Origin of the sequence: Bacillus sp. R86525 (genome assembly GCF_042466195.1) — a bacterium.
Taxonomy (GTDB): domain Bacteria; phylum Bacillota; class Bacilli; order Bacillales; family Bacillaceae_G; genus Bacillus_A; species Bacillus_A nitratireducens.
The window spans coordinates 4,710,777-4,729,751 of the sequence record NZ_JAXHPX010000007.1 but is presented as its reverse complement, the minus strand read 5'-3'; the positions used below and the strand labels follow the sequence as shown (position 1 = coordinate 4,729,751).

The window sequence follows — 18,975 nt, the reverse complement described above, 5'->3', positions numbered from 1 at the left end:
AGCATGTATGTAGATGCTAAGAGCTATTTTTATGATTATTTTTCTACTTCTGGCTTCTCACTTGTTATAGTAACGTCTTTCCAATGTGAAGTTATTTGATTTACTTCAGTGTTGACATCATAATTTTTTACGCGCTTATTAACACCTGTTAAATCAAATGTGTAATGAATTGGAATCATCGGTGCTTCGTCATGAATTAATTTTTGCCATTTATCGTATATTTCTTTACGATATTTTTCATCAGTAGCTTTTTCTGATAATCCTGCGTCTAATAACTTCGTATTTTCATCATTTACCCAGCGCTGGTAGTTGAATCCGGCATTTTTGCCCCATAGGCCAGAAAGGTCAGGGTCAGAGCCAGTATTCCAAGCACCAGAGAAAATATCAACCTTCGGATCATCTTTTTTAATCATATCACGCATAGCATTAAATTCGTGTAAGCGTCCATCAAGAAGTTCTACTTTTAAGCCGATATCTTTCCAAGATTGAATATAGAATTTTGCAAGTGGTTCACTTGTCTCACTACCGTTACTAGCTAGGAAGTTAATTTTAAATTCATTACCTTTTGGATCCTCACGGAATCCATCACCATTCTTGTCTTTATAGCCAGCTTCATCTAATAGTTTTTTCGCTTTATCTACATCTAAGTTATATGCGCCAACACTGTTATTATGGTACTTTGGCATAGATGGTGGAATTGGAGAGTTAGCTGGAACACGAAGTCCGTGATATACTTTTTCTCCTAATTTTTCTCTATCAATTGCATATGCCATCGCTTGACGTAAACGAACGTCTTTGAACTTATCGTTATCCATTACAGCTTCATTCTTTGCTTTGTCCATATGTCCGAACTTAAATCCGATATAAGTGTAAGCAAGGTCAGTTTTACCAATTAGTTGTGTGTTTTTTAATTTACTTACGTTCGGATATTGATCAGCAGTAATTGATGCAATATCAATATCACCTTTTTTCAGAGATGCACTAACAATAGATGGATTTACAACTTTTAATGTTACATTTTTTAGCTTAGGTTTGCCACCCCAGTAATCATCAAAGCGCTCATACTCAACTGATTCACCAGGAACGATTTTCTTCACTTTAAATGGACCGAATCCAATTGGATTTTGACGGATTTTATCTGATTCAGCTAGTTTTTCAATTGGTACATCACCTAAATATTTTTTAGGTGTAGGATATGTCCAAATACCCGTTTTCAGTGAAGGGTTTACTTCTTTATAAGTAATGGAAATTGTTTTTGGATCGACTACTTTAATACCAGAAATTTTGTCAGCTTTTCCAGTGTGATATTCTTCCATACCTTCAATCATTTGCATTTGTGTATCGTAACGAATACCTGTATATTTACTATTACCGATAATCAAGTAAGAATATTCTAAATCTTCAGCTGTTAAAGGGTTACCATCATGCCATTTTACATTATCTTTAATTTTAATTGTAATTGTTTTTTTATCTTCAGAAATTGTATAAGTTGCAGCACCTTCATTTGTAATTTCCCAGTTTTTATCTGTAGCTAATAATTGTTCATCAAAGAAATCCATAATTTCTGAATCTGGAGCAACTTCATACAATACTCTACTTAAAACACCAGAGAAAGGTGAATTTGAAACGAGTCCATAAGTTAATGATCCGTCTTTAATTTCTTTACCGTCATTTTTTACAGCAGCACTAAATTTATTTGTTTCTACTTTTTTTGTATTTGCTTTTTTACTACCGCTATCAGCACCCCCACATGCAGATAGTAATAATGTTGAAGCAGCAAGTGTACTTAATACTTTGTACAATTTTGGTTTGTTCATAACTTCTCCACCCCTTATCCTTTTCTTTGTCTCGCATCAGCCGCACGCTTTAACGCTTGACCAATAAAATTTATACACAGCATCAACACTAAAATCATGATTGATGCGGGTAACCAAATCCACCACTTTTCTTGCAATACATCTGGGTTAGTTGCGTAACTTACAAGTGTACCAAGACTTGGTGTGCTCTCTGGTAGACCGAAGCCTAAGTAAGTTAAACTAGATTCAATTCCGATGTTACCAGCAAGATTTAATGTAATATTTACGATGATAATAGAACTTAAATTAGGTAATATTTGCTGGAAGATTATTTTCCAATTTGGTGTTCCTAACGTTTTTGATGCAGATACGTAATCAAGTTCTTTCTCAGTCAATACTTTAGAACGTATCAGCCTTGCTTTTCCGACCCATAAGAAAGCGGTCATTATGAGAATAAATGTCGTAATATTGAAAGTTGGAACGAGTGAGATAAACACGATAACAATCATTAAGAATGGTAAAATCATCATAAAGTCGATAAAACGCATAATGATGTTATCGACAACTCCTCCAAAATAGCCAGCAATTAGTCCCATCGTAAGACCGATAAGGGTTGATAAAAGAGTGATAGCTAAACCAACTGTAAAGGAGTTACGTGTACCAATAATTAATTGTCCGAAAATATCGCGACCTCCATAATCAGTTCCTAACCAATGTTCAACAGAAGGAGGATCATAAATGGCGAACAGATCGACTCGGACGATATCTTCTTGCTTCATAATAAATGAAGTTGCGTAAACGGCTATTAATATTAAAGCTAAAAAGAATAGAGAAAACATTGCTAGTTTATCTTTACGAAATTCTCGCCACATAATGGAGAAACCAGAAGGGCTCTTTTCGTAATGAATGACTTCAGTTTGTTTTTCAGGATTTGCTAACATAACGTTTCTTCACCTCCATTAATCAATACGAATACGTGGATCAACGATGCTTAGAATAATATCGGAAAGAAGAGTCCCGAGTAGCGTTGCGAATCCAGTAAATAATACAAGAGCAGTTACGACACTGAAATCACGTTGAGTGATAGATTGGAAAAATAGTTGTCCAATTCCTGGGTAGCCGAAAATATTTTCTAGAATAATAGAGCCCCCAACTAAACCTGTAATTTCATATCCTAAAAATGCTGCGATTGGTAAAAATGAATTTCGTAAAATATGTCTGGAATATACTTTAGATTCTGGTACACCTTTTGCCTTTACCGTGCGTACAAAATCTTTATGTTTCGTATCGATAATTTCACTTCGTAAATATTGGACAGTTCCTACAGTTCCAATTAATGCCCCAGATAAAGCTGGTAAAATCATATGATTTAATTTACTTAAATAGTAATCGAATGATCCGGTTGCAACTTGTGGGTCAACGCTACCACTCGTAGGGAAAATTGGATATAAAAAGCCGAATAAGAATAACATTACTAATCCGAAAATAAACAGTGGTGTACCGAATCCTAAAAAGTTATATAGCGTAATAAATCGATCAGCCCACGTATCATTCCAACGTCCACTTATAACTCCAAGTGGAATAGCAATTAAGTAAGTAAGAATAAGAATAAAAAGAGCTAACAGTATTGTATTGCCAAGACGTTCCCCAATAATATCTGTTACTTTTATTTTATGTGCGTAAGAAATTCCGAAATCCCCTTGCACGGCATTTGAAATCCACCTTACATATTGAGTGGGAATAGGATCGTTTAAACCTAGTTTTTCACGTTGTTCTTCAATCACTTTTGGATCGGCTTTTGGATTTGCTAGTTCAGCGCCACTTAATGCATCACCTGGCATTGCCTTAGCCAGTGTAAAGACGAGTACGCTTAATATGAATAATTGCGGTATCATAACTAAAACCCGGCGTAATATAAATTTCCACATGTTTTATCACTCCCTTAAGGTAATGCCACCCGGTGAGTTGGCGAGATTGGTTTTAAATCGTAAGCACGTCCATTTTCATTGAAATAATTTTCGTAGGATTTCTCATACTCAGCGCTTACCTCACGACGCAATTTACGTTGTTGCTCGCGGTTTTCTGGACGAATATCAGGAATAGCTGATATTAGACGCTTCGTATAGATGTGCTGTGGATTATTATAAATTTCAGCACTAGTTGCTTCTTCCACAATGCGTCCGCGATACATAACACCGATACGGTCACACATATGGCGAATTACACCTAAATCATGACTAATGAATAAGTATGTTAGCCCGAGTTCAGATTGTAAATCTTGCAAGAAGTTTAAAACCTGCGCTTGTACAGAAACGTCAAGTGCAGATACAGGTTCATCCGCAATAATAAGCTTCGGTTTTAATGTAAGAGCGCGTGCAATACCAATCCGCTGTCTTTGTCCACCGGAAAATTCATGTGGGTATTTATAAATAGACTCTGGATTTAAGCCAACTTTATCAAGATAATCTTGAACAGCTCTACGCTCTTCATCAGGTGAGAGTTTCTCAAAATTTCGAAGTGGTTCAGCGATAATATCCATAACACGTTTCTTCGGGTTTAAGGATGAATAAGGATCTTGAAAAATCATCTGAATATCTTTTCGTTGTTCTCTTAGTTCTGAGCGGCTTAATTTTGTTAAATCTCTATTATTAAAATGAATGCTACCGCCTGTTGCTTTCGTTAAGTGCATAATCGCTTTTCCAGTTGTTGATTTGCCGCTCCCAGATTCCCCAACGATTCCATATGTTTCGCCAGGTTGTAGTTCGAAGCTTACGCCATCAACAGCGCGAACGTAATCTAATGTACGACCGAAAACACCACCTTTAATTGGAAAGTGTACTTTTAAATCTTCTACTTTAAGCAGTGCCATGAGTTACGTCATCTCCTTTCTTATGTTGGAAGTTGAAGTGCTTATAGCAAGTACAACGTACCCAATGATCTGGTTTTACTTCATGTAAAACAGGATTTTCCTCATGTTGATCAGGTCTAACCCACGGGATTCGGGCTTGGAATCGGCAACCAGTGCGAGGAAGCTTCGCTAACGAAGGAACTACGCCTTGAATTACATGCAATTTTTCTTTTTCAGCATACGCAGATGGAATTGAGTTTAATAGAGAACGAGTATATGGGTGAAGAGGGTTATTAAAAATCTCTTCTACTGTTCCTGTTTCTACAACTTGTCCTGCATACATAACGACAATACGATCAGCTGTTTCGGCAACAACGCTTAAATCATGTGTAATTAAAATGATGCCCATTTTCGTTTGTTCTTGAATAGATTTTAGTAAGTCTAAAATTTGTGCTTGGATGGTTACGTCAAGAGCCGTTGTTGGCTCATCCGCAATAATGAGTGCTGGGTTACAAGCAATCGCAATCGCGATAACAATTCTTTGTCTCATTCCGCCAGATAATTCGTGAGGGTATTGTTTATATGTAAGTTCTGGTTTTGGAATACCAACTTGATGGAGTAGTTCTAAGGTGCGTTCTTTCTTTTCTGCTTTCGAAAGGTTTGTGTGGTAGTCTAAGTTTTCTTCGATTTGTTTTCCAACTGTCATAAGAGGATCGAGTGCTGTAAGAGGTTCCTGGAAAATCATACCGATGTTTGATCCGCGTACTTTATTCATTTCTGCGGTCGACATAGTAAGTAAATCCTTATCTCTATAGTAAAGTTGCCCTTGTAATTTTGTATTTGCTTCATTATGCAGTCGCATAATGGAAAGGGCAAGTGCACTTTTTCCGCAACCAGATTCACCGACTATCGCGACAATTTCATTTTCATGGACAGTTAACGAAACGTTATCAACTGCTGCATGATATTGATCTTGTATGCGAAAGGAAGTCTGTAAGTTTTCAATGCGAAGAAGTGGATTCTTCATGGCTATCCCTCCATCTTTTCTGAAAAGACTAAATATTTAGTATGTTGTTGTTATTTTAATATAAAATGACAATGTTTGACAAGAGTAAATATTCAAAAATCTTTTTATATAGAGATGAGATGCAGTAATATAAGGATGGAAACCCTTTTAAAACGCTAATAATTATGGGTTGGATTGATAAATTATTTGTAAAAAAAAAGTACTATATGTAGAAAAAAGAGAGGCGTTCTGGAAAGAACTGTCTCTCTTTTTTTTGTAAGTATAATATTAGTGTTTAAGCTTGTTTTGGTTTTGCAGATCCTGTATTTAAAGTAAGAGCAAGGAAGAACATTGCAAGCACACAAGAAGCAAGGAGTAAAATGAACCCGCCGTCCCATCCGAATCCATCTACAATAAAGCCCATAGCTGCGCTAGCAAAAGTAGCTCCGCCTAGATAACCGAAGAACCCCGTTAAACCAGCGGCAGTTCCAGCAGCTTTTTTTGGTGCTAAGTCTAGTGCGTGTAGGCCGATTAACATAACAGGTCCATAAATTAAAAATCCAATGGAAACAAGTGCGATACTATCAATGATTGGGTGACCCGCAGGGTTTAGCCAGTAAACGAGAACGGCAATGAATACACCGACCATAAATAGAATACCAGCAGGTGCGCGGCGCCCTTTAAACAGTTTGTCACTCATCCATCCACAAAGAAGTGTACCTGGAATACCAGCCCATTCATATAGAGCATAAGCTGTACGTGAGCTACTATGAGTAAAGCTTTTTTCTTCTACTAAATAAGTAGGAGCCCAGTCTACCACGCCGTAACGAACGAAATAAACAAAAACGTTAGCGATAGCGATGTACCATAAAAACTTATTGTTTAATACGTATGTAAATAAAATTTCCTTTACCGAAAGCTCGCGTTCACGGTCCGCTACTTTTTCATCTGATGGATATTCCCCAGTATATTCTTCAATAGAAGGTAATCCGCAAGATTGAGGTGTATCTCTCATCGTAATTAATACATAAATCCCAACTAAAATTGAAAGAATACCTGGGAAGTAAAATATACTTTTCCAGTCATTTGCAAAGAGATATAAGCCTAATGTAACGAGAGAAGGCATAAGTGCGCCACCGACATTATGAGCGACGTTCCAAATAGACATTTTTGTACCACGTTCACTAATCGAGAACCAGTGAACCATCGTACGGCCACAAGGAGGCCATCCCATACCTTGTACCCATCCATTTAAAAACTGAAGGACAAACATAAGTATAATGCTCGTTGTAATGAAAGAAAATGAGCCGAAAATAATATTAATGATACCTGATAAAAATAGCCCAGCTGCTAAAAAGTAGCGAGGATTACAACGATCGGATACGATACCCATAAGAAATTTACTTAATCCGTAAGCTATTGATACTGCTGAAAGGATAACCCCAAGTTCTCCTTTACTAAAGCCTTGTTCGATTAAGTATGGCATTGCGAGTGAAAAGTTTTTTCGAACAAAGTAGTAACCCGCATAACCGATGAAGATACCTAAGAATACTTGTAAACGTAATTTACGATATTCGCTATCAGTACGATCAGTAGGTAAGCGTTCTGCGTGGGGCGCAGGTTTAAATAATTGTGTGAAAAACATAAAATGAAAATCCTCCCCTAATTAATTGGAAGCGTTTTAAGACAGAGAGAATACAAAAAGGCCATGAAATATAAAAAAGTTCCCCTTTTTTATGATTCATAGCCGTATACTCCGATTCTCCTTGACTGTCAATATTAACTTCGACGAAAATTATACAACTTTGTGACAAAAATGTAAACGTTTTTATAAATAAAGTTGTTGACGTAATTTGTTTGCGGGATTAATATTTAAATACGTTAAATATTTTATTGTTTAAATAAGAGGTGGATAACATGCCAAATGATATGACTCATATTGATAAGATTCAAGCTCTTACATTCGCTATAGGAAAGAAAATGCAAACAGAGCTATTAGAACAAATGCAAGCATCAGGACTTACACCACCGCAGTTTTATATTTTAAAGATTTTAGATCATTACGGAGCTTCAAGAGCGACACAATTAGCGGAGAAAATGTACGTGAAACCGAGCGCGATTACAGTAATGATTGATCGTTTAATTGATCATGGGCTAGTAGAGCGTTATCACGACGATAATGATCGCCGCGTTGTTGTCATTGAGCTAACGAAAAAGGGGAAAGACACAGTAAAAGAGGCGATGGCAGCCCGTAATGAGCATATCGCAAAATACTTTTCACAATTAGAATTACAAGAGCGAGAAGATTTGTTACGCCTTTTTGAAAAGTTAGAAACAATTATTTGCGGGGCACAAGAGAAAAACTAAGAGGAATTGAGGAGATTACATGGAGCAACAAGAAAATCAGAATAGAAAGTTGTTGTTAATCGGTTTAGTAATCGCAATGCTATTTGCTGCATTGGACGGAACAATCGTTGGTACAGCAATGCCGCGTATCGTCGGTGAACTAGGTGGATTAAGTTTAATGACATGGTTAACAACAGCTTACATGTTAACATCAACAACGGTTGTACCGATTGCAGGTAAATTAGCGGATTTACTTGGGCGTCGAAACGTATATATAGCAGGATTAATTATCTTTATGGTTGGTTCAGCGTTATGTGGTATGGCAAATGGTATGACAGAATTAATTATTTTCCGTGGTATTCAAGGTCTTGGTGGCGGTATTATGATGCCAATGGCTATGATTATTATCGGAGATATGTTCACGGGAAAAGAACGTGCGAAATGGCAAGGTATTTTTGGAGCTCTATATGGTCTTGCCTCTGTAATTGGACCACAAGTTGGTGGTTGGATTGTAGACGCAGTGAACTGGAGATGGGTATTCTATATTAACTTACCAGTTGGTATTTTAGCGACAATCTTCATTGCAATGGGATTAAAAGCACATAAACAAACAGGACCAATTAAAATTGATATCGCTGGAATCTTCACGATGATTCTCGGTGTTGTAAGTTTATTACTTGCGTTAACGTTTGGCGGGAAAGATTATGCATGGGGTTCTTGGCAAATTATCGGGTTATTTGCATTAGCTGCCATTGGTATTGTTAGCTTTGTTATCGTTGAAACGAAGGCTGAAGAACCAATTTTACCGATGCACTTCTTTAAAAACCGCACATTTACACTACTGAATGCGATCGGTTTCTTTATGAGTATCGGAATGTTTGGAGCAATTATGTTCGTACCGTTCTTTATGCAAGGAATTGTAGGTGTAAGTGCTGCTGAATCAGGAACGATTATGACACCGATGATGATTACAATGATCGTTATGAGTATTATTGGTGGTCAGCTTGTATTAAAAATTGGTGTGAAACCACAAATTATTACAGGGATGCTTATTATGGCTAGTGGTTTCTGGTTATTAACAACGATGGATATGCACACAACTAAGCTTACCGCTACTTCTTATATGATGGTTATCGGTTTAGGAATGGGTCTTGTTATGCCGATATTAACATTAGCATTACAAGAAAGCTTCCCGAAAAAAGATCTTGGCGTTGTAACATCATCAAGTCAATTCTTCCGTCAAATCGGTGGAACGTTTGGGATTACAATTTTAGGATCAATTATGAATAACACTTCAGGTACAACGTTAACAAATAAATTAGTACCTGTATTAGACACATTCCCAAAAGAAGCGGGACAAATGGTAACAAAATTTAAAGATATGATTCATACAGATCCACAAAGTTTATATTCTATGCTATTTAGTCCAGAGGCATTAAAACAAATGCCAGAAGCATTTTCTAATAGCATCGTACCAATTTTGAAAAGTTCTTTAGTAGACTCACTTCATACTGTATTCTTAACAGGATTGGTATTTATCGTAGTAGGTGCTATCTTTACGATTTTCTTACAGAAGATTAAACTATCTGATCGTAAAAAAGGTGCTGAAGAACCTGCTGTAGAAGAGAAAGAACAAACTGTATCTTATTCATAATGAAAAAGCATCGCCTTATGGCGGTGCTTTTTTTGAGTATAACCTTAAAAGCTTTTTAGTGAGAAATGATTGACGTATTTTTATAAATGCGTTATATTATTCCCTGTAAACGGTTACATGAAATGAGGAGAAAAGAGAATGAGTACGATTAAAGACGTTGCAAAATTAGCAGGGGTATCTGTTGCGACCGTTTCCAGAGTGTTAAATAAAAATGGATATGTTCATGAGGATACATTAAAAAAAGTAGAGCGAGCAATTGAAATGCTAGATTATAAGCCTAGTACAGTAGCACGATCTTTATACAATAAAAAATCTCGTTTAATTGGCTTAGTTGTTCCAAATATCGTGAATCCATTCTTTCCAGAAGTTGCACGTGCCGTAGAAGATGTAGCACATAAGCAAGGTTACACAGTTGTCCTTTGTAACTCTGATGAAAATTTAGAAAAAGAGAAACAATACATTGATGTACTTAGACAAAATAATGTGGATGGGTTTATTGTGGCAACGAATCCACAAAACAGTGTTAATTACATGAATTTGTCTATTCCAGTTGTTGCGATTGACCGTATGTTTAATGAGCGCATTCCTACTGTATATGCAGATAACTATGCAGGGAGTCAGGCGGCAACAAAGTTATTAATAGACAAAGGGTGTAAACATATTGCACATATTCGTGGACCGCGTGATGTGAGCACAGCTAATGAACGTTTTGAAGGTTTTGTAGATGTTATTACGCAAAATAATCTTTCTTATATGATTGCAGAGAGTACATTCGATCCAGCTAATAGTGAACAGGTCGCGGTGGAATTATTGGAAGAATATCCGCATATTGATGGAATTGTTGCTGGGAATGATTTAATTGCAATCGGCGTTGTAAAGGCTGCACTTCAAAAGGGGATTTCTATTCCAGACGATTTACAAATTATCGGATTTGATGGGATTTCTTTAACAGAAATGATGTATCCATCTATTACAACTGTTGCACAGCCAATTTATGAAATGGGGAAAGTTGCAACAGAATTGTTGTTAGAGCAGATGGAAGGAAATCCATTAGAAGAGAAACATTATCGTTTACCGATTGAAATTATAGAACGAAATACAACGAAGTAAGGAGATGAGACAGATGCCAAATATTGCAGTAGTAGGTAGTATTTCAATGGACTTAGTGGCTGTTTCAAAAATACGGCCGAAAGCAGGAGAAACGGTAATTGGTGAAGCGTTTCATACGATCCCAGGTGGGAAAGGAGCTAACCAAGCAGTTGCAGCAGCTAGATTAGGAGCAAATGTAGCGATGGTTGGTGCAGTAGGAAGTGATGATTACGGGACAGTAGTTAGAAGAAATTTAGAGAATGAACGCGTTTTTATCGACTATGTGGTACCGGTTACAGGTAGAACAACAGGAATCGCTCATATCGTTTTAGCAGAAGAGGATAACAGTATTGTTGTCGTACAAGGAGCAAATGCTCTTGTAAATGAGTCGATTGTAGATCGTTCAAAAGACCTTCTTGTAAAAGCAGATATGGTTGTTCTTCAACTAGAGATTCCGCTTGAAACAGTAAAATACGTTCTGGCTATTTGTGAGGAACATAAAATTCCAGTTATGTTGAATCCGGCTCCAGCACAAATCTTATCAGAAGATATTTTAGAAAAAGCGACTTATATTACGCCGAATGAGCATGAGTGCCGCATTGTATTAGATGATTTCACATCACCAATTGAAGAGTTACTGGCTAAATATCCAAATAAGCTATTGATGACAGAAGGGTCTAATGGTGTTCGTTTCCATAACGGAACGGAAGTTGTTCAAGTTCCAAGTATTGCTGTGGATGTAGTAGATACGACTGGAGCTGGTGATACATTTAACGGCGCGTTAGCAGTTGCGCTTTCTGAAGGAGAAACACTTCAAAAGGCTATTCGTTTTGCTAATATTGCTGGTGGTCTTTCTGTAACAAAACTTGGGGCACAGGGCGGTATGCCAACGAGAGATAGAGTACGTGAAGTGCAGGTGATTGTCGGATGAAAAAACACGGTGTATTAAATAGTGAAATTGCGGCAGTTCTTGCTTCACTTGGGCATACAGATACAATTGTAATTGCTGATTGTGGGTTACCTATTCCTGATGGAGTAAAACGAATTGATTTAGCAGTTGAAATTGGAAAGCCTAGCTTTTTAGACGTATTACAAGTAGTTGCTGATGATATGGCAATTGAAAAAGTGACGCTAGCAGAAGAAGTCATTATGAATAATGACGTGGTAAATAAAGAAGTTGAGATGCGTTTAATAGAGCCAGCATTTGAATATGTGTCTCATAAGGAATTTAAAGAGCATACAAAGAGAGCGAAGGCGATTATTCGTACAGGAGAAGCAACGCCTTATGCGAATGTTATTTTACATGCAGGCGTGATTTTTTAATAAAGGGATGTGATGAGAATGCACATTGAAATGAAAAATATTTCAAAAGCGTTCAGTGGTAATCCTGTTCTAAAAAACGCACAGTTTACGATTGAAACAGGAGAAGTCCATGCATTGATGGGGGAAAATGGAGCGGGGAAATCGACGCTCATGAAGATTTTAACAGGTGTATATAAAAAAGACAGTGGAACAGTTACGATTGATGGGCAAGAACGAACTTTTAAAAATGCGAAAGAAGCAGAAGAGTATGGTATTGCATTTATCCATCAAGAGTTGAATATATTACCGAATTTAACGGTAGCTGAAAATATGTTTCTTGGAAAAGAGTTAATGTATGGGAAAACGGGCATTTTACGTACGCGTCAAATGAATGCGATTGCCCAGCAACAATTAGCAGATCTTGGTCTACATGTGAGAGGCGCTATGCTAGCGGGTGAATTATCAGTTGGACAACAGCAAATTATTGAAATTGCTAAAGCGTTAATGACAAATGCGAGCGTTATTATTATGGATGAACCTACAGCAGCATTAACAGATCGCGAAATTGAAACGCTGTTTATTGTTATTAATAAATTGCGTAAAGAGGGCGTTTCATTCGTTTATATTTCGCACCGGATGGAAGAAATTTTTTCAATATGTGATGCCATTACGATTTTGCGTGATGGAGAATATGTAGGGAAAAGATTAATTCCGGAAACGTCATTTGATGAAGTAGTTAGTATGATGGTGGGCCGCAGTATTGGTGAACGTTATCCAGAGCGCAATAGTCAAATTGGTGAAGTGATTTTTGAAATGCGTAACGGAACGAAAAAAGGAAAATTTGAAAATGTTTCGTTTCAAGTTAGAAAAGGTGAAATCCTTGGTGTTGCTGGCTTGATGGGAGCCGGTCGTACGGATATCATGAAAGCAATATTTGGATATGAACCGCTCGATTCAGGACAAATTTTTATGAATGGACAAGAAGTGAAAATTGATAGTCCAATTGATGCAATTAGACAACGAATTGCTTTTATTACAGAGGATAGAAAATCAGAAGGGCTTGTGTTAGATTTTTCTATTCGTGAAAATTTAGCATTACCAAACTTAAAAAGTCTTTCAAAGGGAAGCGTTGTTAATAAAGGTTTAGAACAGCAATTTACAGAGGATATGATGAAGCTCCTGAATGTGAAGGCAGCAAACGGAGAGCAAGCTGTAAAATCTCTTTCTGGTGGAAATCAGCAAAAGATTGTAATTGCAAAATGGCTAGGTATTCATCCGCAGTTACTCATTTTAGATGAGCCAACAAGAGGTGTAGATGTTGGGGCTAAAAAAGAAATTTACTCTATTATGAATAAGCTTACTGAGCAGGGTGATGCCGTTATTATGGTATCGTCTGAGCTTCCAGAAGTTTTAGGAATGAGTGATCGTGTCCTCGTTATTCATGAAGGGAAAATCGGTGGTATTTTAGAGAAAGATCAGGCATCGCAAGAGTCTATTATGGCACTAGCTACAGGGGGAGAGTAAGATATGGCTAAGAAGGGGAATGTATTACAACAACTTGGTTCTTTAATTGGGTTAGTATTAATTATCGTGGTAATTACAGCTTTAAATCCAGCATTTATTGAAATTCCAAATTTATTTAATATACTGCGCCAAGTATCGATTAATGCACTCATTGCATTTGGAATGACCTTCGTTATTTTAACAGGGGGTATTGACTTATCGGTAGGTTCTATTTTAGCATTATCAAGTGCACTTGTTGCCGGAATGATGGCAAGTGGCATGGATCCGTTCCTTGCAATGGCAGTTGGATTATTAGCCGGTCTTGTAATGGGGATTGTAAACGGTATCATTATTGCGAAGGGAAAAGTAGCTCCGTTTATTGCAACTTTAGCAACAATGACTATTTTTCGCGGGTTGACGCTTGTTTATATGGACGGACGTCCGATCACTGGTCTTGGTGATCATTTAATGTTCCAAATGTTTGGCCGTGGTTATTTCCTTGGTATTCCTGTGCCAGCCGTTACAATGATGATTGCTTTTGCAGTATTGTACTTTATTTTAAAGAAAACAACGTTTGGTCGCCGTACGTTTGCGATTGGTGGAAATGAAGAAGCAGCAGCTTTATCAGGTATTAATGTTACGAGAATTAAAGTAATGATTTACGGTCTTTCCGGAATTTTGGCAGCGCTTGCAGGTATTGTCTTAACATCAAGGTTAGATTCTGCACAGCCGACTGCTGGTACTTCTTACGAATTAGATGCAATTGCTGCAGTTGTGTTAGGAGGAACGAGCCTTTCAGGTGGAAGAGGATGGATTGTTGGTACATTCATCGGTGTGCTTATTATTGGTGTACTAAATAACGGTTTAAATTTATTAGGTGTATCTTCTTTCTTCCAACAAGTTGTAAAAGGACTTGTAATCTTACTAGCTGTACTAATTGATCGTCGAAAAGAAGCGTAATGGAGGGGCAATTCATGAAAAAATGGTTACTGATACTCGTTGCATGCATCATGGTAGTTACTGCTGGTTGTTCAATGGAACCACCAGAATGGGCAAAGGATTCTAACGATAAAGGTCGAAATAAAACTATTAAAGTTGGATTTTCTGTTTCAACTTTAAATAATCCATTTTTCGTCACGTTGAAAAAAGGTGCAGAAAAGAAGGCAAAAGATAGCGGCATTGAATTAATTGCTGTTGATGCACAAAATGATGCAGCGAAGCAAACAAATGATGTTGAAGATTTAATTCAAAAAGGTGTCGATGTAGTTGTTATTAATCCAACCGATTCAGATGCTGTTGCTTCAGCGGTAAGTGCAGCTAATGCAGCCAATGTTCCTGTTATTACAGTAGACCGAGTTGCGAATTCAGGTAAAGTTGTTTCTCATATTGCTTCCAACAATGTAGAAGGTGGTCAAATGGCTAGTGATTACATTCGGGAGTTAGTTGGTGAAGGAACAAATGTTGCTGAGTTAGAAGGAATCCCTGGATCGTCTGCTGCTCGTGAGCGTGGGAAAGGATTCCATAACGTAGCTGATAAGTCTTTAAAAGTAGTAGCAAAACAAGCAGCTGATTTCGATCGTGCAAAAGGATTATCCGTTATGGAAAATATTTTGCAAGCAAATAGCGATATAAAAGCAGTGTTTGCTCATAACGATGAAATGGCATTAGGCGCACTTGAGGCATTGAAATCTGCTGGTAAAACAGATGTGGTTGTTGTTGGATTTGATGCAACAGACGATGCTGTAAAAGCGGTTAAAGATGGGCGCATGGCAGCAACAGTCGCTCAAAAACCGGAATTAATCGGAGAGAAGGCGATGGAAACAGCGAAAGAGATAACACAAGGTAAAAAAGTGGACAAATTTATTCCGATTGAATTAGAGCTTATTAAGAAAAAATAAATAAATATAAAATGAAAATTAGGAAGGAAGAATAACAAATGAAATTTTTTATTGATACAGCAAACATTAACGAAATTAAAGAGGCAAATGCATTAGGTGTAGTAGCTGGAGTAACGACAAATCCATCACTTGTAGCAAAAGAAGGCGTAGATTTCCATGAGCGTATTCGTGAAATTTGCAGCTTTATTGAAGGACCTGTAAGCGCAGAAGTAATTAGCTTAGAAGCTGATAAAATGATTGAAGAAGGAAAAGAGTTAGCAAAAATCGCTCCAAACGTTGTTGTAAAAGTTCCAATGACAACAGAAGGCTTAAAAGCAGTAAAAGCATTCTCAGATTTAGGAATTCGTACGAACGTTACATTAGTATTCTCAGCAGTGCAAGCATTACTTGCAGCTCGCGCTGGTGCGACATACGTTTCACCGTTCTTAGGTCGCCTAGATGATATCGGTCATAACGGTATGGACTTAATTCGCCAAATCGCAGAAATCTTTGCAATTCACGGCATTGAAACAGAAATCATTGCAGCATCTGTACGTCACAGTGTTCATGTAACAGAAGCAGCATTAAACGGTTCACATATTGCAACAATCCCAGCAAACGTAATCGCTTCATTAGTGAAGCACCCATTAACAGATCAAGGAATTGAGAAATTCTTAGCTGATTGGGAAAAAACACAAGAGAAATAATACGAAATGGAGAACCCAAGTTTAATTAACTTGGGTTCTTTTTTTGTTTGAAAGAATTTTCATGCAATTGTGCATATTGTCTTTTAAATTTTTAATATAAGCTATTTAATATATACAAATCACTCTTTATTTTTCACATTTCGACATAAAGTGAAACTTTAATCAGTGGGGGGTTTTGTCCATCCCCCACTGATTATCGGCCCGCACTAATCGGGCTTTTACGGGCAGTTATATCCCACCTAACTTCCTCACATTCGCCGAATCTTGAGGTGGGAATCTTACTGCCTAGCGAATAGCGGGCTAAAAAGATAGAGGGTCTGACCAGAAAACTGGAGGACATGATTCTATAACAGAAAGCTTATTGCTTATAGAATCATGTCTTTTATTATACAAGGGAGGATAGATTACGTATTTTTATCTGAAGTTTAAGATTGATACAAGGGGATGAGTAAAATGAGAAAAAAAGCGCCATTTAAAGTGTTGTCATCATTAACGATCGCGACACTCATCGGATGCTCAGCTGTAATGAGTGCTCCGTTAGCATACGCAGAAACGCCAGCAAAAGAAAGTGTGTCTACAACGCCAATTGATCATAATTTAATTCAAGAAGATCGTTTAGCAGAAGCGCTGAAAGAAAGAGGAACGATTAATCCAGCCTCTTCTAAAGAAGAGACGAAAAAGGCTGTAGAGCAATATATTGAAAAGAAGCAAGGGGATCAGGCAAATAAAGAAATTCTTCCAGATGATGGGACTGAAGAAGCATCTGATTTCGTAAAAAAGGTAAAAGAAAAAAAGATGGAAGAACAGGAAAAAGTAAAGAAAGCTGAAAAAAATGTTAGCCCTGATCAAAAGCCGGAGCCAAATAAAAAGCAATTAGATGGGAAAGTTCCAACTTCTAAGGCGAAACAAGCTCCATTTAATGGACCTGTTCGTACGGATAAAGTGTTAGTGTTACTCGTTGAGTTTAGTGATTATAAACATAATAATATTGAGCAAACACCGGGTTATATGTACTCGAAAGATTTTAGTAGAGAACATTATCAAAAAATGTTATTTGGTAATGAGCCTTATACATTATTTGATGGTTCGAAAGTAAAAACATTTAAGCAATATTATGAAGAACAGTCTGGTGGCAGTTATACGACAGACGGATATGTAACAGAGTGGTTAACTGTTCCAGGTAAAGCTGCTGATTACGGTGCTGATGGTAGTAGCGGTCACGATAATAAAGGACCAAAAGGTGCGCGTGATTTAGTGAAAGAAGCATTAAAAGCTGCAGCGGATAAAGGATTAGATTTATCACAATTCGATCAGTTCGACCGTTATGATACAAATGGCGATGGCAATCTTAATGAATCGGACGGTGTAATTGATCATTTAATGGTAATTCATGCCGGTGTTGGTCAAGAAGCTGGCGGTGGTAAATTAGGAGACGATGCAATTTGGTCACATCGATCTAAATTAGCAAGGGATCCAGTAGCGATTGAAGGAACAACATCTAAAGTACCTTATTGGGGTGGAAAAGTAGCGGCTCATGATTACACAATTGAACCAGAAGACGGTGCAGTAGGTGTGTTTGCACATGAATTTGGACATGACCTTGGTTTACCAGATGAGTATGATACGAATTATACTGGAATGGGATCACCTGTCGAAGCTTGGTCATTAATGAGTGGAGGTAGCTGGACAGGAAAAATTGCAGGAACAGAGCCAACTAGTTTTTCACCACAAAATAAAGACTTCTTACAAAAGAATATGGGTGGAAACTGGGCGAAAATTTTAGAAGTAGATTACGATAAAATTAAGAGTGGTGTAGGCGTTCCTACATATATTGATCAAAGTGTTACAAAAACAAATCGTCCAGGTGTCGTACGTGTCAACTTACCAGGTAAGAGTATTGAAACAATTAAGCCTGGATTTGGAAAGCGTGCATACTATAGTACAAGAGGCGATGATATTCATACGACATTAGAAACACCATTCTTCGATTTAACAAAAGGAACAAATGCAAAATTTGATTATAAAGCGAATTATGAACTAGAAGCAGAGTGTGATTTCATCGAAGTACATGCTGTAACTGAAGATGGAACGAAAACATTAATTGATAGATTGGGAGAAAACATAGTCCAAGAAGATAAAGATACAACAGATGGAAAATGGATTGATAAATCATACGATTTAAGTCAATTTAAAGGGAAGAAAGTTAAACTACAATTCGACTATATTACAGATCCAGCTTTAACATATAAAGGTTTCGCAATGGATAATGTAAATGTAACAGTTGATGGACAAGTAGTATTTTCAGATGACGCAGAAGGACAGTCTAAAATGAAGTTAAATGGATTCGTTGTTTCTGATGGGACAGAACAGAAACCCCATTATTATTATCTAGAGTGGAGAAACTATGCTGGATCAGATAATGGATTAAAAGCGGGAAAAGGTCCGGTGTATAATACAGGTCTTGTCGTTTGGTATGCAGATGATAGTTTCAAAGATAACTGGGTTGGGTTACATCCAGGTGAAGGCTTCCTTGGTGTTGTAGATTCTCATCCAGAAGCGATTGTTGGAAATTTAGGTGGGAAACCAGCATACGGTAATACTGGAATTCAAATTGCAGATGCTGCATTTTCATTTGATCAAACACCTTCATGGAGTGTAAATTCATTTACACGAGGACAGTTTAATTATACTGGATTACAAGGTGTTACAACGTTTGATGATTCAAAGGTATACAGTAATAAGCAAATTGCTGACGCAGGACGAAAAGTTCCAAACCTTGGACTAAAATTCCAAGTTGTTGGACAGGCAGAGGATAAGTCGGCAGGCGCTGTTTGGATTAGACGTTAA

General features: G+C 37.3%; 16 protein-coding genes. 10 read left to right on the top strand and 6 right to left on the bottom strand.

The features are described 5' to 3' along the window. Window positions 1–35: 35 nt before the first annotated feature. From opp4A to glpT, 6 genes are all read right to left on the bottom strand, one after another. Entirely contained in the window at window positions 36–1,817 is a 1,782-nt protein-coding gene (opp4A, locus tag SJY24_RS27115) for an oligopeptide ABC transporter substrate-binding protein (RefSeq protein WP_377866851.1), read from the bottom strand. A gap of 14 nt (window positions 1,818–1,831) precedes the next feature. Continuing rightward, window positions 1,832–2,737, bottom strand: a complete 906-nt coding sequence (locus SJY24_RS27110) for an ABC transporter permease (RefSeq protein WP_377866850.1) — start codon at window positions 2,735–2,737, stop codon at window positions 1,832–1,834. A gap of 18 nt (window positions 2,738–2,755) precedes the next feature. Next, window positions 2,756–3,724 carry an oligopeptide ABC transporter permease gene (opp4B, locus tag SJY24_RS27105; protein ID WP_000265450.1) on the bottom strand — a complete coding sequence of 323 codons (969 nt, stop codon included), beginning with the start codon at window positions 3,722–3,724 and terminating at the stop codon, window positions 2,756–2,758. A 14-nt stretch (window positions 3,725–3,738) separates the two neighbouring features. After that, window positions 3,739–4,665: an ABC transporter ATP-binding protein gene (locus tag SJY24_RS27100; protein ID WP_001196379.1), complete on the bottom strand. Its 927-nt coding sequence runs from the start codon at window positions 4,663–4,665 to the stop codon at window positions 3,739–3,741. Beyond that, the gene (locus SJY24_RS27095) at window positions 4,652–5,671 is read right to left on the bottom strand and encodes an ABC transporter ATP-binding protein (protein ID WP_377866849.1); all 1,020 of its coding nucleotides are present in this window, start codon (window positions 5,669–5,671) and stop codon (window positions 4,652–4,654) included. The genes SJY24_RS27100 and SJY24_RS27095 overlap by 14 nt, the downstream gene beginning before the upstream one ends. 274 nt (window positions 5,672–5,945) lie before the next feature. After that, window positions 5,946–7,295: a glycerol-3-phosphate transporter gene (glpT, locus tag SJY24_RS27090; protein ID WP_000466394.1), complete on the bottom strand. Its 1,350-nt coding sequence runs from the start codon at window positions 7,293–7,295 to the stop codon at window positions 5,946–5,948. A gap of 272 nt (window positions 7,296–7,567) precedes the next feature. Between glpT and SJY24_RS27085 the strand changes: the two genes are divergently transcribed. The 10 genes from SJY24_RS27085 to inhA2 all read left to right on the top strand — a co-directional run bounded on the left by SJY24_RS27085 (window position 7,568) and on the right by inhA2 (window position 18,975). After that, a complete protein-coding gene (locus tag SJY24_RS27085; RefSeq protein ID WP_377866848.1) occupies window positions 7,568–8,017 on the top strand; it encodes a MarR family winged helix-turn-helix transcriptional regulator in 450 nt (149 codons plus the stop codon). A 19-nt stretch (window positions 8,018–8,036) separates the two neighbouring features. Then, window positions 8,037–9,650 (top strand): MDR family MFS transporter, encoded by a 1,614-nt coding sequence (locus SJY24_RS27080; RefSeq protein ID WP_000437651.1) that lies wholly within the window; start codon window positions 8,037–8,039, stop codon window positions 9,648–9,650. A gap of 138 nt (window positions 9,651–9,788) precedes the next feature. Further along, on the top strand, window positions 9,789–10,760 hold the full coding sequence (gene rbsR / locus SJY24_RS27075; RefSeq protein WP_377866847.1) for a ribose operon transcriptional repressor RbsR: 972 nt from the start codon (window positions 9,789–9,791) through the stop codon (window positions 10,758–10,760). 13 nt (window positions 10,761–10,773) lie between these two features. After that, window positions 10,774–11,670, top strand: coding sequence for a ribokinase (gene rbsK, locus SJY24_RS27070; RefSeq protein WP_377866846.1), 897 nt, complete (start codon window positions 10,774–10,776; stop codon window positions 11,668–11,670). Further along, the gene (gene rbsD / locus SJY24_RS27065) at window positions 11,667–12,062 is read left to right on the top strand and encodes a D-ribose pyranase (RefSeq protein WP_113937914.1); all 396 of its coding nucleotides are present in this window, start codon (window positions 11,667–11,669) and stop codon (window positions 12,060–12,062) included. The genes rbsK and rbsD overlap by 4 nt, the downstream gene beginning before the upstream one ends. 18 nt (window positions 12,063–12,080) lie before the next feature. Further along, window positions 12,081–13,565, top strand: coding sequence for a ribose ABC transporter ATP-binding protein RbsA (gene rbsA, locus SJY24_RS27060; protein WP_377866845.1), 1,485 nt, complete (start codon window positions 12,081–12,083; stop codon window positions 13,563–13,565). A 3-nt stretch (window positions 13,566–13,568) separates the two neighbouring features. After that, the gene (locus SJY24_RS27055) at window positions 13,569–14,504 is read left to right on the top strand and encodes an ABC transporter permease subunit (RefSeq protein ID WP_001074641.1); all 936 of its coding nucleotides are present in this window, start codon (window positions 13,569–13,571) and stop codon (window positions 14,502–14,504) included. A gap of 14 nt (window positions 14,505–14,518) precedes the next feature. Then, complete coding sequence (rbsB, locus tag SJY24_RS27050) at window positions 14,519–15,442, top strand: ribose ABC transporter substrate-binding protein RbsB (protein ID WP_377866844.1); 924 nt, start codon at window positions 14,519–14,521, stop codon at window positions 15,440–15,442. Between the two features lie 38 nt (window positions 15,443–15,480). Further along, the gene (gene fsa, locus SJY24_RS27045) at window positions 15,481–16,128 is read left to right on the top strand and encodes a fructose-6-phosphate aldolase (RefSeq protein ID WP_000667669.1); all 648 of its coding nucleotides are present in this window, start codon (window positions 15,481–15,483) and stop codon (window positions 16,126–16,128) included. A 453-nt stretch (window positions 16,129–16,581) separates the two neighbouring features. Continuing rightward, complete coding sequence (gene inhA2, locus SJY24_RS27040; protein WP_377866843.1) at window positions 16,582–18,975, top strand: M6 family metalloprotease immune inhibitor InhA2; 2,394 nt, start codon at window positions 16,582–16,584, stop codon at window positions 18,973–18,975.

What these genes read in the sequence shown, in the direction of transcription:
- opp4A (WP_377866851.1), bottom strand. Translation starts at nt 1,817, where the DNA reads ATGAACAAACCAAAATTGTACAAAGTATTAAGTACACTTGCTGCTTCA.
- SJY24_RS27110 (WP_377866850.1), bottom strand. Translation starts at nt 2,737, where the DNA reads ATGTTAGCAAATCCTGAAAAACAAACTGAAGTCATTCATTACGAAAAG.
- opp4B (WP_000265450.1), bottom strand. Translation starts at nt 3,724, where the DNA reads ATGTGGAAATTTATATTACGCCGGGTTTTAGTTATGATACCGCAATTA.
- SJY24_RS27100 (WP_001196379.1), bottom strand. Translation starts at nt 4,665, where the DNA reads ATGGCACTGCTTAAAGTAGAAGATTTAAAAGTACACTTTCCAATTAAA.
- SJY24_RS27095 (WP_377866849.1), bottom strand. Translation starts at nt 5,671, where the DNA reads ATGAAGAATCCACTTCTTCGCATTGAAAACTTACAGACTTCCTTTCGC.
- glpT (WP_000466394.1), bottom strand. Translation starts at nt 7,295, where the DNA reads ATGTTTTTCACACAATTATTTAAACCTGCGCCCCACGCAGAACGCTTA.
- SJY24_RS27085 (WP_377866848.1), top strand. Translation starts at nt 7,568, where the DNA reads ATGCCAAATGATATGACTCATATTGATAAGATTCAAGCTCTTACATTC.
- SJY24_RS27080 (WP_000437651.1), top strand. Translation starts at nt 8,037, where the DNA reads ATGGAGCAACAAGAAAATCAGAATAGAAAGTTGTTGTTAATCGGTTTA.
- rbsR (WP_377866847.1), top strand. Translation starts at nt 9,789, where the DNA reads ATGAGTACGATTAAAGACGTTGCAAAATTAGCAGGGGTATCTGTTGCG.
- rbsK (WP_377866846.1), top strand. Translation starts at nt 10,774, where the DNA reads ATGCCAAATATTGCAGTAGTAGGTAGTATTTCAATGGACTTAGTGGCT.
- rbsD (WP_113937914.1), top strand. Translation starts at nt 11,667, where the DNA reads ATGAAAAAACACGGTGTATTAAATAGTGAAATTGCGGCAGTTCTTGCT.
- rbsA (WP_377866845.1), top strand. Translation starts at nt 12,081, where the DNA reads ATGCACATTGAAATGAAAAATATTTCAAAAGCGTTCAGTGGTAATCCT.
- SJY24_RS27055 (WP_001074641.1), top strand. Translation starts at nt 13,569, where the DNA reads ATGGCTAAGAAGGGGAATGTATTACAACAACTTGGTTCTTTAATTGGG.
- rbsB (WP_377866844.1), top strand. Translation starts at nt 14,519, where the DNA reads ATGAAAAAATGGTTACTGATACTCGTTGCATGCATCATGGTAGTTACT.
- fsa (WP_000667669.1), top strand. Translation starts at nt 15,481, where the DNA reads ATGAAATTTTTTATTGATACAGCAAACATTAACGAAATTAAAGAGGCA.
- inhA2 (WP_377866843.1), top strand. Translation starts at nt 16,582, where the DNA reads ATGAGAAAAAAAGCGCCATTTAAAGTGTTGTCATCATTAACGATCGCG.